Source organism: Enterobacter cloacae complex sp. I3 (assembly GCF_014896175.1).
Lineage (GTDB): Bacteria > Pseudomonadota > Gammaproteobacteria > Enterobacterales > Enterobacteriaceae > Enterobacter > Enterobacter bugandensis.
This window is the reverse complement of record NZ_JADBQZ010000018.1, coordinates 21,063-36,279: the sequence shown is the minus strand read 5'-3', so window position 1 is coordinate 36,279 and position 15,217 is coordinate 21,063. Positions and strand designations below refer to the sequence as shown.

Below are 15,217 nucleotides of genomic sequence, written 5' to 3'. Positions count from 1 at the left end.
TTTCTGAATTTATGACCGCGATCGGATTTTAAAATTCGTAACGCCTTAATTACATTTGATTCTGGAATGCGCGCCGAAAAATAGTTTGTCTGCGCATTATTTTGCGAGCCAGCGCACAGTTGTGCATTCTCTCAATAGCAGTGTGAAATAACGTAATTGAGCAACCCAAAATGTCTATTCACTATTACTCCTGAATCAACGACTCGCCGCATACCCTGATTATGGAGCTCAATATGCAAGCTTATTTCGACCAACTCGATCGCGTTCGTTACGAAGGCCCAAAAACGACCAATCCTTTAGCATTTCGTCACTACAATCCGGATGAGCTGGTGCTGGGTAAGCGCATGGAAGATCATCTGCGCTTTGCCGCCTGTTACTGGCATACCTTCTGCTGGAACGGTGCCGATATGTTCGGCGTGGGTTCCTTTGACCGTCCGTGGCAACAGCCGGGTGAGGCCATCGAGCTGGCGAAACGCAAAGCCGACGTGGCGTTTGAGTTCTTCCACAAGCTGAACGTGCCGTACTACTGCTTCCATGATGTTGACGTATCGCCGGAAGGGGCGTCGCTGAAAGAGTACCTGAACAATTTTGCGCAGATGGTGGACGTGCTGGCAGAAAAACAGCAGCAAAGCGGCGTGAAGCTGCTCTGGGGTACGGCAAACTGCTTCACCAACCCACGCTACGGTGCGGGTGCGGCCACCAACCCGGATCCGGAAGTGTTTAGCTGGGCGGCTACGCAGGTGGTGACGGCAATGAACGCTACGCATCAGCTGGGCGGCGAAAACTATGTCCTGTGGGGCGGCCGAGAAGGCTATGAAACCCTGCTCAATACCGACCTGCGCCAGGAGCGCGAGCAGATTGGCCGTTTTATGCAGATGGTTGTCGACCATAAGCACAAAATCGGCTTCCGCGGCACGCTGCTGATCGAGCCTAAACCGCAGGAACCAACCAAGCATCAGTACGACTATGATGTCGCCACCGTGTATGGCTTCCTGAAGCAGTTTGGTCTGGAAAAAGAGATCAAAGTGAATATTGAGGCTAACCACGCTACCCTGGCGGGCCACTCATTCCATCACGAAATTGCCTCTGCGATTGCGCTGGGCATCTTCGGATCGGTAGATGCGAACCGCGGCGATCCGCAGCTGGGCTGGGATACCGACCAGTTCCCGAACAGCGTGGAAGAGAATGCGCTGGTGATGTACGAGATCGTCAAAGCGGGCGGTTTCACCACCGGCGGCCTTAACTTTGACGCCAAGGTGCGTCGCCAGAGCACCGACAAATACGATCTGTTCTACGGCCACATTGGCGCGATGGACACCATGGCGCTGGCGCTGAAAGTGGCGGCGCGTATGATTGAAGACGGCGAGCTGGATAAGCGCGTGGCGAAGCGCTACAGCGGCTGGAACAGTGAGCTGGGCCAGCAAATTTTGAAGGGTCAGTTATCGCTTGCGGACATCGCGAAGTACGCTGAACAACAGCAGCTGGCGCCGCAGCACCAGAGCGGGCATCAGGAATTGCTGGAAAACCTGGTTAATCACTACCTGTTCGATAAATAACAGCATCCAGGCCCGGTAAGCGGAAGCGCCACCGGGCATTTCTGTCAAAGGAGTCACCACAATGTATATCGGGATCGATCTTGGCACATCGGGTGTGAAAGCCATCCTGTTAAGCGAGCAGGGCGACGTGTTAGCAACGCAGACTGAAAAGCTGCAGGTTTCACGCCCGCATCCGCTGTGGTCGGAGCAGGACCCGGAGCAGTGGTGGCAGGCGACGGATCGCGCGATAAAAGCCTTAGGCGAGCAGCACAGCCTGCGCGACGTGAAAGCGCTGGGCATTGCCGGACAAATGCATGGTGCAACGTTGCTGGATAGCCAGCATCGCGTTCTGCGCCCGGCTATTCTCTGGAACGATGGCCGCTGTGCGGAAGAGTGCGCAATCCTTGAAGCGCGTGTGCCCACGTCCCGCGAGATTACGGGCAACCTGATGATGCCGGGCTTCACCGCACCAAAACTTTTGTGGGTACAGCGCCACGAGCCGGAGATTTTCCGTCAGGTGGCGAAAGTCCTGTTGCCAAAAGACTATCTGCGTTTTCGCATGACAGGCGATTTCGCCTCCGACATGTCAGATGCCGCCGGCACGATGTGGCTCGACGTGGCGAAGCGCGACTGGAGCGAGGTGATGCTGGATGCCTGCCATCTGACGCGGGAACATATGCCCGCGCTGTTCGAAGGCTGTGAGGTGACGGGTACGCTGCTGCCAGACGTTGCGGAACGCTGGAATATGCCTGCCGTACCGGTGGTGGCCGGGGGCGGTGATAACGCGGCGGGTGCTGTCGGCGTCGGCATGGTTGAGGCGGGGCAGGCAATGCTGTCGCTGGGAACTTCTGGGGTCTATTTTGCCGTCAGCGACGGCTATCGCAGTAATCCCGAAAGCGCTGTGCACAGTTTCTGTCATGCGCTTCCGGGAAAATGGCATTTGATGTCGGTGATGCTGAGCGCGGCATCCTGCCTGGACTGGGCGGCGAAGCTTACCGGCATGGCGGACGTTCCGGCACTCATTGCGGCGGCGCAGCAGGCGGATGACGCGGCGAGTACCGTCTGGTTTTTACCCTATCTTTCTGGCGAGCGTACGCCGCACAACAACCCGGAAGCGAAAGGGGTATTCTTTGGCCTAACCCATCAGCACGGCCCGGCAGAGCTGGCGCGTGCGGTTCTGGAAGGTGTGGGGTATGCGCTGGCCGACGGAATGGATGTAGTGCACGACTGCGGCCTGAAACCGGCGAGCGTCACCCTGATTGGCGGCGGCGCGCGAAGCCCTTACTGGCGACAGATGCTGGCGGATATCAGCGGGTTGCAGCTGGATTTCCGCACGGGAGGGGATGTAGGCCCCGCGCTCGGCGCCGCGCGTCTGGCGCAGATCGCTATGAACCCGGACAAGCCGCTTTCGCAACTGCTGCCGCAGCTTACGCTTGAACAGGCGCATGTGCCTGACGCGGCAGGACATGCCCGTTATGCCGAAAGGCGCGAGGTGTTCCGCAAAATCTATCAGCAGCTGCTGCCGCTGATGTCATAAACTCGCTTGTCCGACAGAGGCACGAGGATGTCCTTTTTTGGTCTGTGCGTGCCTCTCTTTCCTTGCCAGTATGGTGACACACCCACTGGCGAGGAGATTTATCATGTCACGCATTGCACTCATCAATATTGATACTCAGCAGTCCTTCCATCATCGCCCTTACTGGCAGGAGGGCGACATTCCTGCCTTTCAGCAGGCGATGCTGGGGCTGATTGAAGGCTGCCAGGCGCGCGGTATTCCTGTCGTTGATATTTTTCATGTGGATGAAGACGGCCCCTTCACGCTGCAAAGCGGCTATGTCAAACCGATGGCCTTTTTGCGTCATCAGCCGGATGTGGTTTTCCAGAAACACGTCCATAATGCCTTCACGGATACCGGGCTTGACCGCTGGCTGCGCGAGCGTGATATCAACCAGCTGATTATCTGCGGCATTCGCACGGAACAATGCTGTGAAACCACCGCTCGGGTAGCATCCGATCTGGGTTATGCTGTGACGTTTGTGAGCGAGGCAACGCTGACGTTTCCCATGATGTACAAGGGCATTACCCTGAGCGCAGCGGAAATTCGCCATCGTACCGAGACGGTACTGGCCGGGCGTTTTGCCGAAATTAAAACGGTAGCGGAGACGCTGGAGTCACTGTAATGCGCATCGACGTCTGGTTCGTGATGTTACCCGGGGTACTGGCACTGGATATGTCAGGCCCGGCGGAGACCTTTGTGCTGGCTGGCGACGCGTTTCGTCTGCATTACATTGGGCCGCAGCCGGAGGTTCCAACGTCGATAGGCCTGACGATGGGCGGCATCCAGCCGTTGCCGGAAAGTCTGCCTCCGGGGAGTCTGCTGGTCCTGCCGGGGGTGAGCGACTCCCGCGTTCAGTTCTCAACGCCGCAGGCGCAGCAGATCCAGCACTGGCTAATGCGTCTGCAGCCGGTCATTCAGCGCCGGGATATCACGGTGATGTGCGTCTGTTCTGGTGCACTGCTGGCGGCGAAATCGGGCCTGCTGAATAACAAACAGTGCACAACCCATCATGACGTTATCAGCCGTTTACGCACTGTGGCTCCCACGGCGACGATTAAAGAAAACCGCATCTTTGTACAGGACGAGAATATCTGGACCAGCGCGGGGATCACGTCGGGCATCGATCTGGCGCTGCATATGATTAACCGCCTGTGCGGTCCCGAAAAGGCGCTGGCCGTGGCGCGCGAGATGGTGGTCTGGTTCCGCCGTTCCGGTGACGATCCCCAGCTTTCACCGTGGCTGCGCTATCGCAACCATCTTCATCCGGCGATCCATCGGGCGCAGGATGCGCTCACCGCCGAGCCGCAAAAAACGTGGAGCTTGCCTGATATCGCCGCACTGGCGCACGTCAGCCCGCGCCATCTCACCCGGCTTTTCCAGACGCATTTAGGGATTAGCGTCCGCGATTATCTGGAGCAGCTGCGTCTGGCGGTGGCGGAGCAGTGGCTGATGCAGGGGCGCGGCGTGGAACAGGCCTCGCTGGCGGCAGGGTTTTCCTCCCCGCGCCAGTACCACCGCGCCCGGCAGCGCAGCGTTAGCTGACGAAGCGGCGGGTATCTATTTTTTGCAGCAGCATCGACAGCAGCAGGCTGATAACCAGCGTAGCGGCAAAAATCCAGACGATATCCAGCGCCGGCCAGCTTTTGAGCTCAACGCCCCTCGTTCGCAGGGCGTGGATCACCAGCGCGTGAAAACCGTAAATTCCCAGCGAGTGCCGCGAGATAAAGCCCAGCACGGGAAGGGGACGCGCATTCAGGGTGTTTTTAACGAGCGTGAGCAGCGATACGGCACAGATAAAGACCATCGGCCCGCAATACAGATACCAGGTATCGGCAAAATTGCCGCGCCACTGAAGCTCATGCAGCGTCCCGCGTGAAATCACCGCCACGCCGGCGATAAACAGCGCTCCGCAGAGCCAGTTCAGACCGCGCTTTTGCGTGTCCATCATTCCGATGGCGCGCCCCAGCATGCCGTAAAGCACGTAGTAGAAGGTGTCGCCGTTGATATAGAGATTTACCGGCAACCATTCGAAACCGTCGATTTTCTGCGAAACCGTGTTCGGGTTGGCGACAATGCCAATCACCACCATCAGGGCCAGAAGCATTTTCCCGCTGACGTTTTTCACCTGAATGAGCGGAGAGACCAGATAGATAACGATGATGGCGAAGAAGAACCACAGGTGGTAGAAAACCGGTTTTTGCAGCAAATATTTGAGGGATAACCCGGCGTTAATGGAGGTAAACAGGGTGATATAGAGCAGGGCAACGGCGCTGTAGAACCCCAGACAGGCCGCGATGCGGACGAAGTGCCTCGGCTGCGCGCTACGCTCGCCAAAAAAGAGAAAGCCGGAAATCATAAAAAACAGCGGCACGCTGACGCGCGACGCTGAGTTGAGGATATTGGCAATATCCCAGTTAACGGGGCTGATGCTGTGGGCATTCGTGACATACCAGGTCGTCGTGTGGATCATGACCACCATCAGACACGCTATTCCTCGCAGGTTATCAATCCAGTTAATTTTTGACGGCATCAGTTCCTCGTATTCCCTGTAAAGTGAGTGGGACTCCCATTGTCCAAAAGTCTTCGTTTGGAAAATTCTGAGTTTTATGCGCAGGCTTGCCGGGAGACCGCGAGATTCGCAGAATGGCAGACCTTAATCTATAAAAGTGTTGATATTAAAAATAACAGCCGCTGACCAGGACGGTAATAAAAATGATGATGAAGCGTGTGGCATCACTCTTTCTGCTGTTGATGCTGGCAGGATGCAGTGCGCCACAGGAAGTCCCCGTGCAAAAAGCGCAGCAGGGAAAAATAAGCCCGGAACGTTCGCTGAATATGGAAGCGCTCTGTAAAGAGCGGGCCGCTCGGCGCTATAACTCGGACGTTCAGAAAATTAACGTCATCGGATTCGAGCGCTTTCAGGGCAGCTATGAGCTTAGAGGGTATACGGCGCGTAAAGAGGGCTTTGTCTGCTCGTTTGATGCGGACGGTCAGTTTTTACATCTCTCCATGCGCTAGCCTGCTCGCATAATCAACAACCAGACGCCGCCAGCGTTCTGGCCGGAAGGCTTATTTCCCAATTTTCCCTAAACAACCCCGTTTCGTACTGTATATCTTGCAGCCAGCGGGTATACTGGTCCCTTCCATTTAAAACCACACGTATCCAGCACGAAATACTATGCAAAAGTTTGATACCAAGACCTTCCAGGGCCTGATCCTGACCTTACAGGATTACTGGGCTCGTCAGGGCTGTACCATTGTTCAACCTTTGGACATGGAAGTCGGCGCCGGCACTTCACACCCGATGACCAGCCTGCGCGCGTTGGGGCCAGAGCCAATGGCGACCGCGTATGTGCAGCCTTCCCGTCGTCCGACCGATGGTCGTTACGGTGAAAACCCGAACCGTCTGCAGCATTACTATCAGTTCCAGGTGGTGATTAAGCCATCACCCGACAACATTCAGGAACTGTATCTCGGGTCGCTGAAAGAGCTGGGTATGGATCCAACCATCCACGACATCCGTTTCGTGGAAGACAACTGGGAAAACCCAACGCTGGGTGCCTGGGGTCTCGGTTGGGAAGTGTGGCTGAACGGCATGGAAGTGACCCAGTTCACCTACTTCCAGCAGGTTGGCGGTCTGGAATGTAAGCCAATCACCGGTGAAATCACCTACGGTCTGGAACGTCTGGCCATGTACATTCAGGGCGTAGACAGCGTTTACGACCTGGTCTGGAGCGACGGCCCGCTGGGTAAAACCACCTACGGCGACGTGTTCCATCAGAACGAAGTGGAGCAATCCACCTATAACTTCGAATACGCGGACGTGGACTTCCTGTTCACCTGCTTCGAGCAGTACGAGAAAGAGGCACAGCAGCTGCTGGCGCTGGAAACTCCGCTGCCGCTGCCTGCCTACGAGCGTATTCTGAAGGCCGCCCACAGCTTCAACCTGCTGGACGCCCGCAAAGCGATCTCCGTGACTGAACGTCAGCGCTACATTCTGCGTATTCGCACCCTGACCAAAGCCGTTGCAGAAGCTTACTACGCGTCCCGTGAAGCCCTTGGCTTCCCGATGTGCAACCGAAACAAATAAGAGGCGGCCATGTCTGAGAAAACTTTCCTGGTGGAAATCGGCACCGAAGAGCTGCCACCAAAAGCCCTGCGCAGCCTGGCTGAATCTTTTGCTGCGAACGTGACCGCCGAGCTGGATAACGCTGGCCTGGCGCACGGTAAAATTGAGTGGTTTGCTGCACCGCGTCGTCTGGCGCTGAAAGTGGCAAATCTGGCGGCGTCTCAGCCGGATCGTGAAGTTGAAAAACGTGGCCCGGCGATTGCCCAGGCGTTTGACGCGGAAGGCAAGCCAAGCAAGGCTGCCGAAGGCTGGGCGCGCGGCTGCGGCATCACCGTCGATCAGGCCGAGCGTCTGACCACCGATAAAGGCGAATGGCTGCTGTATCGTGCCCACGTGAAAGGCGAAAGCGCGGAAGCGCTGCTGCCAAACATGATCGCCACTTCGCTGGCGAAGCTGCCGATTCCTAAGCTGATGCGCTGGGGCGCGTCTGACGTACACTTCGTGCGTCCTGTACACACCGTGACCCTGCTGCTGGGCGACACCGTTATCCCGGCGACCATTCTGGGCGTGGCGTCCGATCGCGTGATCCGCGGCCACCGCTTTATGGGCGAGCCAGAGTTCACCATCGACAATGCCGACCAGTATCCGCAGATCCTGCTGGAACGCGGTAAAGTGATTGCCGACTATGAACAGCGTAAAGCCAAAATTAAAGCGGACGCGGAAGAAGCGGCGCGTAAGATTGGCGGTAATGCCGACCTGAGCGACAGCCTGCTGGAAGAGGTCACTTCTCTGGTGGAATGGCCGGTTGTGCTGACCGCGAAATTCGAAGAGAAATTCCTGGCCGTTCCGGCAGAAGCGCTGGTGTACACCATGAAGGGTGACCAGAAGTACTTCCCGGTTTACGCCAACGACGGCAAGCTGCTGCCAAACTTCATCTTCGTGGCGAACATCGAATCGAAAGATCCGAGCCAGATTATCTCCGGTAACGAGAAAGTGGTGCGCCCGCGTCTGGCGGATGCCGAGTTCTTCTTCAATACCGACCGTAAAAAGCGTCTGGAAGATAACCTGCCGCGCCTGCAGACCGTGCTGTTCCAGCAGCAGCTGGGTACGCTGCGCGACAAAACCGACCGTATCGCGGAGCTGTCCGGCTGGATCGCCCGTGAAATCGGTGCCGACGTTAACCACGCGACCCGTGCGGGCCTGCTCTCCAAATGCGACCTGATGACCAACATGGTGTTCGAATTCACCGACACCCAGGGCGTAATGGGCATGCACTACGCGCGTCACGATGGCGAAGCGGAAGACGTGGCCGTAGCTCTGAACGAGCAGTATCAGCCGCGCTTTGCGGGCGACGATCTGCCGTCCAACCCGGTTGCCTGCGCTGTAGCGATTGCCGATAAGATGGACACCCTGGCGGGTATCTTCGGCATCGGCCAGCATCCGAAAGGCGATAAAGACCCGTTTGCGCTGCGTCGTGCCGCGCTGGGCGTGCTGCGCATCATCGTTGAGAAGAACCTGAACCTTGATCTGCAGACCCTGACCGAAGAAGCGGTGCGTCTATACGGCGACAAGCTGACCAACGCGAACGTTGTGGATGACGTGATCGACTTTATGCTCGGCCGTTTCCGCGCGTGGTATCAGGACGAAGGTTACACCGTCGACACCATTCAGGCAGTGCTGGCGCGTCGTCCGACTCGTCCGGCTGACTTCGATGCGCGTATGAAGGCGGTTTCCCACTTCCGTACGCTGGAAGCGGCATCTGCCCTGGCTGCGGCCAACAAGCGTGTATCCAACATCCTGGCGAAATCCGACGAGACGCTGAACGAGCGCGTGAACGCCGCAACCCTGAAAGAGCCTGAAGAGATCGCTCTGGCGATGCAGGTTGTGGTGCTGCGCGACAAGCTCGAGCCGTACTTCGCGGAAGGCCGTTACCAGGAAGCGCTGGTGGAGCTGGCGGAGCTGCGTGACGTGATCGACGCCTTCTTCGAGAAAGTGATGGTGAACGTAGAAGATAAAGAACTGCGTATTAACCGTCTCTCCATGCTCGAAAAACTGCGCGAGCTGTTCCTGCGCGTGGCGGATATTTCGCTGCTGCAGTAATGTGCCCATTGTAACAAATGCTAAAAACCCGCTTCGGCGGGTTTTTTTATGGGTCTTTTGTAGACCGGATAAGCGCAGCGCCATCCGGCAGGTTTAGCCGATCGCGATTGTGCTTTCGTCTGTCTGCAGCCAGCGCGGTGCCTTCAGCGTATCAGCAAAGTAGCTGACCAGCTCGCACAGCAAATCTTCCATCACGATTTCAGATTGTCGCGACAGTGAGCCGTTCATCAGCATCTGCGTAAGCTCCTGACAGTAGCGCCCCAGCTGATCGCATTCGGGTTCGAAAGCCGGAACGCGTGACGGGAGTTCCTTCACGGTCAGGCTGGCTTTTAAAGCGTCCGGAACAGGTTCCAGAAGCGTGGGTTGCAGAAGATTCAGACAGGCATAAAGTCTGCCGTAAAGCGCCATTTTTGGGGCGGGTTCTTCGCAATCTACCAGTGCGTCGGTAAAACGTTCGCAGTTATCCGCCAGTTCGGTGAAGTCGGTGGCGTGGTTGAAGGGCAGGGTGAATAAAGAATGAGCTTGGGTTGGGGTAGTCGCCATATTGGCAGCCTCCGATAAGTGATAAAGCTTCCACCACCGGAAATGCTAACTTCGCTGGTGGTGGACTGAACAGAGTTAGCATTACCGGCCTTATCGGATACCGGCGCATCTTTCGATGCCCCTGCTCAGCCCACCATTGAGATGTAGCAAAGCATGCTGCACATAATGTGCCGCCGATAAGATAAGCCAGGATGCTAAACCCGGCACCTGATTTTGCAGGTGCAAAGAGAACTTACTGCTCATCAAAACAGGCGGCAATAGATTTGAGCTATGCCACTGAGGATATTACCATTTCTGGAAAGAGACTCGCAAAATTACCGCAATGAAAAACATATTGCGGGCAGAGGTCTTACAGCGACGCTATGGTCCGGCTGTAAATCGCTGAGGCGTTTCCTGCAGGCCGGGGCGAGGCGCATGGATGCGCCGAGAGGGCGGGCTTTACAGGGATGTTACCTCCGCCCGTCCCCGATAAGCCGGAAGGAATAAGCCGAAGGTACCGCGTAGCGGCGATTTACCGCCGGGAGCCCGGGTAGCTAGGGTGGTGGCGACTGAGCCACCCTGGCACGTTCACGGGTATTGTCGTTACAGAGTAGCAAGGAACATAAAGTGAACGGAATGACCACCAGAGTCGTATGCTTCCCCTCACCCCAGCCCTCTCCCTCAAGGGAGAGGGGGCCGTCTGTGCAGGCAATATTTGGTGGGGATCCCTCAGCCCAAAGGGAGAGGGAGTACAAATCGTCCAAAATTTAACCTTGAAATGGTCAACCCATTACCGCTATCCTTATCTCCGTTAAATTTCTCGCTCTGGAGCGCCCCCCAAAAATGAACAAACACGACTGATGAATTTCGATCCTTGCTAAACGCCACCGCGTGGGCAGGGGATGTTTTGATTTCATTCAGGAGTGCTTATGGCTCATTTTGCGCAGTCCCCTTCTTTTATTTTGCATCAGGTCACCTGTCAGTTTGCGACGGGCGATACCCTTTTTGGTCCGCTGAGTTTTTCTCTGGAGCCGTCTCTTTGCGCTCTGGTTGGCCGTAACGGCAGCGGGAAAACGCGTCTGCTGCGTCTGCTGGCGGGGCTTGATGAGCCTGCAAGCGGGCATATTGAACGTACCGGAACATATGTCTATGTGGCTCAGCAGCAGGACATTTTGCCGCACACGACGCTGGCTGAGCTGCTCGGGTACGAGGCCATCTTCGCGGCGCGAGCGCGTATCGACAGCGGCGATTACCAGCCTGACGATCTGGAAATGCTTGATGGATTCTGGGATTTAGCTGAACGTCTTGGCGAGGCGTTTGCCCGGGCGAAACTCCCGCCGTTTGATCCAGATAAGCCAGCCGGTGAGCTCAGCGGCGGCGAGCGTATTCGCGCGCTGCTGTGCGGGGCATTTACGGCTGAAGCGGATTTCCTGCTGCTGGACGAACCGACTAACCATCTGGATCGACAAGGACGGGCGTGGTTCTACGACCAGCTTGCCCGTTATCAGGGCGGCATGCTCGTCGCCTCCCATGACCGTGAGCTGCTGGCGCAGGTGCCGCGTATTCTTGAGCTAAGCAGCGGCGGGCTGCGCAGCTACGGTGGGAATTATGCGGATTATCAAACCCAGCGCGATGCCGAACAGCAGGCGGCCCGCGCGGCGCTGGAACATGCGGCCACGGAGCGCAAACGCACCCGCGCACGTATGCAAAAAGAGCATGACGACAGCCAGCGGCGCTCGGCAAAAACATTACGCACCGTCGATACCCTGAATATCGCGTCGTTTGAACGCGTCAAATACAAAGGCGCGGCAAAGGAACGTATTGGCGCCTGGAAAAAACAGCACAGCGAGCAAAATGAAGCCCTGAATGCCGCGGTAAACAAGGCGCGTGAGCGGGTTGAAGAAGATAACCCGGTGATGTTTACCCTGCCGGGGAGTCAGATCCCGGAAGGTAAACAGGTGCTGGTGCTGGAAGATCTGGTGTTACCGCATGTGCCTGTTCCTCCGCTTAGCTGGCGGATGGATGGGCCAATGCGGGTGGCGCTAAAAGGTCCGAACGGCTGCGGGAAATCGACGCTGTTGAAAGCCATCCTCGGCGACATTAGTCCACGCTCAGGAACCTGCAAGGTGTCGGTCAGCTGTGCTTATCTCGATCAGCATCTTTCCCGGCTCGATCTGTCGCAGTCGGTCATGATGCACCTCAACCTGGGCAATACGCCCCTGGAAGAGGGTATGTTACGCACCCGTTTAGCCCAGCTTCAGCTGGGGGCCGACAAAGTCTCGCTCCCGCTGGCGGAACTGAGCGGCGGTGAGCGTCTGAAGGCTGCGCTGGCCTGCGTGCTTTGGCGCGGGGAGGCCACGCAGCTCCTGTTGCTGGATGAACCGACCAACCATCTGGATCTGGCTTCAGTGCAGGCTATTGAAGCGGCGCTGGCTGGTTTCCCCGGCGCGCTGCTGGTGGTGTCACACGATGATGCGTTTTTAAAAGGGTTAACGTTGACGCACGAGATGGTGTGGGAAGAGACGGGCTGGCGTTTCGAGAGCCTTTAAACACAAGCCCCCGCAGAGGCGGGGGCGTTCAAATTTTACTACGCTATCTGTTTGCTGAGTGCAGGGTTGGCCTGAATCAGGCGCATCAGCTTTAACTCGGTTGGGGTGGGTTTCTCTCGTTTTGACTCCCACTCCAGTACCATAGCCACGCTGACACCCATCGCTCTGGCGAATTCTTCAGTTTTCAGTCCTGTCCCTTTGCGCAATTGCTCATATTCTGTAAAGGGATTGGATTTTTGTTGCAGGGTAATGGTCTGCGGTACATCTTTAAAAACGATCTGTTCCAGACTGCTCAGCAGCTCAAACTCAGGATCTTTATATTCCATTGAGAACTCCTCTTAAATCTCACATCGTGATCAAGAACATCAGAGAGCCAATTAAGAATAGTCCCTAATACAAACCGAGGATCGTCACGGCTGTGATTAATCGTGCGATAACGATCGCTTTACGCGATTCAGCTATATGGATAGTTATGCTAATTCCCTGATTAACCATATGTCGGCTTCGCCAGGTATTTTTTTGTAAATAGTAAGAAATAAATCGGCAATAGCCGTTTTACATGAAAAGAGTATCTTGCAAGGCTGACCTGGACTATCCTTGTCAGCGTCGGGCACGCGTGTGCCGGTGTGCGCTTTTTTGGGTGAAAGGAGTAATAAAATGGCGACAGGAAAGTCCTGCTCTCGCTGGTTTGCGCCTATTGCGGCGTTGTTGATGGTTGTTAGCCTGAGTGGGTGTTTTGATAAAGAAGGCGATCAGCGCAAAGCGTTTATCGATTTTCTGCAGAATACAGTGATGCGCAGCGGCGAGCGGTTGCCGACGCTGACTGCGGATCAGAAAAAACAGTTTGGCCCCTTTGTGTCCGATTACGCCATTCTTTATGGGTATTCACAGCAGGTGAGCCAGGCGATGGACTCCGGTATCCGCCCGGTAGTGGATAGCGTGAACGCCATCCGTGTTCCCCAGGATTATATGACTCAGCGCGAGCCGCTGCGCCAGTCCAACGGTGCGCTCGGCGTGCTGAGCCAGCAGCTGCAAAATGCGAAAATGCAGGCTGACGCGTCACGTTCTGCGCTGAAGCAGGGCGAGGATCTCAAACCGGTCTTCGATAAAGTGTATGAGAAAGTAGTGACGAAACCGTCTGAAGCGATACAACCGCTGATTCCGGCCGCGCAGGTCTTCACTCAGCAGCTGGTTCAGGTCGGGGATTTCATCTCGCAGCAGGGGACACAGGTGAGCTTTGTTGCCAACGGCATTCAGTTCCCAACCTCGCAGCAGGCAAGTCAGTACAATACGCTGATTGGGCCGCTGGCCGCCCAGCACCAGGCCTTTAGCCAGGCGTGGGGCGCAGCAGTCGCTGCCACAGAATAAACCGAAAAACCCCGCCTCAGGCGGGGTTTTTTTTCGGCATTCAGAAAATAACGCTTGTCATTCCTCTACCACATCGGTATAAATGTTCGCGTCGGTTTGTTACACAGACCTAAAGCAGTTTAGTAAAGCAGTCCAGATTGTTATCCATAGATACCCTTCGTAGTGACCCTTCCTTCATCGCTTAAAAATCTGTAACGCAATCCATCAAGCCGGAAGGCACAATATATTTGTTAATAAGGTAATTTCTATGTCTGCTAAAATGACTGGTCTGGTTAAATGGTTCAACGCTGATAAAGGTTTCGGCTTCATCACTCCTGACGATGGCTCTAAAGACGTGTTCGTACACTTCTCTGCTATCCAGAACGATGGCTACAAATCTCTGGACGAAGGTCAGAAAGTTTCCTTCACCATCGAAAGCGGCGCTAAAGGCCCAGCGGCTGGTAACGTTGTAAGCCTGTAAGCTTCCAACCCAGTAGCACAAAATTCAAAAACCCGCCTTCTGGCGGGTTTTTTCGTTTCTACTGTTGGATCTGCGGGTTAACGCAGTTCCTGTCTACTTTTCCAGCAAGCGCGGCTATCAGGTTTTCTACTGCCGTCGCCGCCATATTGTAGCGCGTCTCGTGGGTAGCAGAGCCGATGTGTGGCAGGGCGACGACGTTTGGCATGCTCAGCAGTGGGGAATCCACCGGAAGCGGCTCCTGCTCAAACACGTCCAGACCCGCGGCGTGGATCTCGCCGCTTTGCAGCGCTTCAATCAGCGCCTGCTCATCCACCACCGGGCCGCGACCCGCGTTGATGAAGATGGCGGATTTCTTCATTTTTTCAAACGCTGATTTGCCAATCAGATGGCGCGTTTCATCCGTCAGCGGCAGGATCAGGCAAACAAAATCGGCTTCCTGCAGCAGCGTATCCAGCTCGCAGTAACGCGCGTTGAAGCGTTCTTCTGCTTCGCTGTGATGACGGCGCGCGTTATACAGAATCGGCATGTTGAAGCCGAAATGCGCGCGCTGCGCCAGCGCCAGCCCGATACGCCCCATACCCACGATGCCCAGCGTTTTGCCATGCACATCCACGCCGAACCAGTCCGGCCCAATGCTTTTCGTCCATTCGCCGGCTTTCACACGCTCGGCCACTTCCACCACGCGACGGGCCGTGCTGAGCACCAGCGCCATCAGCGTATCTGCCACGGTTTCCGTCAGGGCATGCGGCGTGTGCATCAGCAGGATTTTACGGGCGTTCAGGGCATCCACGTCGAAATTGTCATAACCCACGGAAACGGTTGAGGTAGCACGAAGCTTCGGCATTTTCTCCAGCAGGGCGACATCCACTTTTTCGCTTGAACCCAGCAGGCCTTCGGCGCTGGCGAACGCATCGGCGTGCTGCGCCACGGTCTCCGGGCTCAGGTTCTTCACCTGCGTAACGGTGAAGTGTTCTTCCAGGCGTTTCTGCAGATCTTCCGGCAGAGCTTTGTACAAAATGACGGACGGCTTCATGCTAATCTCCGTTGATTTTTAAG

At 56.1% G+C, this 15,217-nt stretch carries 14 protein-coding genes and 1 pseudogene; 10 read left to right on the top strand and 5 right to left on the bottom strand.

Features of this window, described 5'->3' with window-relative positions; translation table 11 throughout:
• Nucleotides 1-233: 233 nt before the first annotated feature.
• The 4 genes from xylA (at nt 234) to IM271_RS15150 (ending at nt 4,635) form a co-directional block, all read left to right on the top strand.
• Nucleotides 234-1,556 carry a xylose isomerase gene (gene xylA / locus IM271_RS15165; protein WP_088204493.1) on the top strand — a complete coding sequence of 441 codons (1,323 nt, stop codon included), beginning with the start codon at nt 234-236 and terminating at the stop codon, nt 1,554-1,556.
• Between the two features lie 61 nt (nt 1,557-1,617).
• Nucleotides 1,618-3,072 carry a xylulokinase gene (gene xylB / locus IM271_RS15160; RefSeq protein ID WP_193052813.1) on the top strand — a complete coding sequence of 485 codons (1,455 nt, stop codon included), beginning with the start codon at nt 1,618-1,620 and terminating at the stop codon, nt 3,070-3,072.
• A 103-nt stretch (nt 3,073-3,175) separates the two neighbouring features.
• Nucleotides 3,176-3,715: an isochorismatase family protein gene (locus tag IM271_RS15155; protein ID WP_028015071.1), complete on the top strand. Its 540-nt coding sequence runs from the start codon at nt 3,176-3,178 to the stop codon at nt 3,713-3,715.
• Nucleotides 3,715-4,635 carry a GlxA family transcriptional regulator gene (locus tag IM271_RS15150; RefSeq protein ID WP_193052812.1) on the top strand — a complete coding sequence of 307 codons (921 nt, stop codon included), beginning with the start codon at nt 3,715-3,717 and terminating at the stop codon, nt 4,633-4,635. Before IM271_RS15155 ends, IM271_RS15150 begins: the two co-directional genes overlap by 1 nt.
• Here the strand turns inward: IM271_RS15150 and IM271_RS15145 are convergent.
• Nucleotides 4,628-5,623 carry an acyltransferase gene (locus IM271_RS15145; RefSeq protein WP_193052811.1) on the bottom strand — a complete coding sequence of 332 codons (996 nt, stop codon included), beginning with the start codon at nt 5,621-5,623 and terminating at the stop codon, nt 4,628-4,630. The two genes, IM271_RS15150 and IM271_RS15145, sit on opposite strands and share 8 nt — an antisense overlap.
• A gap of 182 nt (nt 5,624-5,805) precedes the next feature.
• Between IM271_RS15145 and IM271_RS15140 the strand changes: the two genes are divergently transcribed.
• The 3 genes from IM271_RS15140 (at nt 5,806) to glyS (ending at nt 9,262) form a co-directional block, all read left to right on the top strand.
• The gene (locus IM271_RS15140; RefSeq protein WP_028015074.1) at nt 5,806-6,111 is read left to right on the top strand and encodes a YsaB family lipoprotein; all 306 of its coding nucleotides are present in this window, start codon (nt 5,806-5,808) and stop codon (nt 6,109-6,111) included.
• Between the two features lie 160 nt (nt 6,112-6,271).
• Nucleotides 6,272-7,183, top strand: coding sequence for a glycine--tRNA ligase subunit alpha (gene glyQ / locus IM271_RS15135; RefSeq protein ID WP_003860141.1), 912 nt, complete (start codon nt 6,272-6,274; stop codon nt 7,181-7,183).
• 9 nt (nt 7,184-7,192) lie between these two features.
• Nucleotides 7,193-9,262 carry a glycine--tRNA ligase subunit beta gene (gene glyS / locus IM271_RS15130; protein ID WP_028015075.1) on the top strand — a complete coding sequence of 690 codons (2,070 nt, stop codon included), beginning with the start codon at nt 7,193-7,195 and terminating at the stop codon, nt 9,260-9,262.
• 93 nt (nt 9,263-9,355) lie between these two features.
• Here glyS and IM271_RS15125 read toward each other — a convergent pair whose 3' ends face one another.
• Together IM271_RS15125 and IM271_RS20355 are read right to left on the bottom strand one after the other, a co-directional pair.
• Nucleotides 9,356-9,733 carry a hypothetical protein gene (locus IM271_RS15125; protein ID WP_370532093.1) on the bottom strand — a complete coding sequence of 126 codons (378 nt, stop codon included), beginning with the start codon at nt 9,731-9,733 and terminating at the stop codon, nt 9,356-9,358.
• A pseudogene (locus IM271_RS20355) lies at nt 9,694-9,879 on the bottom strand (hypothetical protein); the annotation flags it as partial. The gene IM271_RS15125 and the pseudogene IM271_RS20355, both read right to left, overlap by 40 nt.
• An 834-nt stretch (nt 9,880-10,713) precedes the next feature.
• On the opposite strand from IM271_RS20355, the gene IM271_RS15115 reads away from it, so the two are divergent.
• Entirely contained in the window at nt 10,714-12,333 is a 1,620-nt protein-coding gene (locus IM271_RS15115; RefSeq protein WP_193052809.1) for an ABC-F family ATP-binding cassette domain-containing protein, read from the top strand.
• A gap of 38 nt (nt 12,334-12,371) precedes the next feature.
• Here IM271_RS15115 and IM271_RS15110 read toward each other — a convergent pair whose 3' ends face one another.
• Nucleotides 12,372-12,659 carry an HTH-type transcriptional regulator gene (locus IM271_RS15110; RefSeq protein WP_080329887.1) on the bottom strand — a complete coding sequence of 96 codons (288 nt, stop codon included), beginning with the start codon at nt 12,657-12,659 and terminating at the stop codon, nt 12,372-12,374.
• Between the two features lie 331 nt (nt 12,660-12,990).
• On the opposite strand from IM271_RS15110, the gene IM271_RS15105 reads away from it, so the two are divergent.
• Entirely contained in the window at nt 12,991-13,701 is a 711-nt protein-coding gene (locus IM271_RS15105) for a DUF3053 domain-containing protein (RefSeq protein ID WP_045260020.1), read from the top strand.
• Between the two features lie 247 nt (nt 13,702-13,948).
• Nucleotides 13,949-14,161: an RNA chaperone/antiterminator CspA gene (gene cspA, locus IM271_RS15100; RefSeq protein WP_003860775.1), complete on the top strand. Its 213-nt coding sequence runs from the start codon at nt 13,949-13,951 to the stop codon at nt 14,159-14,161.
• Between the two features lie 58 nt (nt 14,162-14,219).
• Here cspA and ghrB read toward each other — a convergent pair whose 3' ends face one another.
• Complete coding sequence (gene ghrB / locus IM271_RS15095) at nt 14,220-15,194, bottom strand: glyoxylate/hydroxypyruvate reductase GhrB (RefSeq protein WP_193052808.1); 975 nt, start codon at nt 15,192-15,194, stop codon at nt 14,220-14,222.
• Between the last annotated feature and the right edge of the window lie 23 nt (nt 15,195-15,217).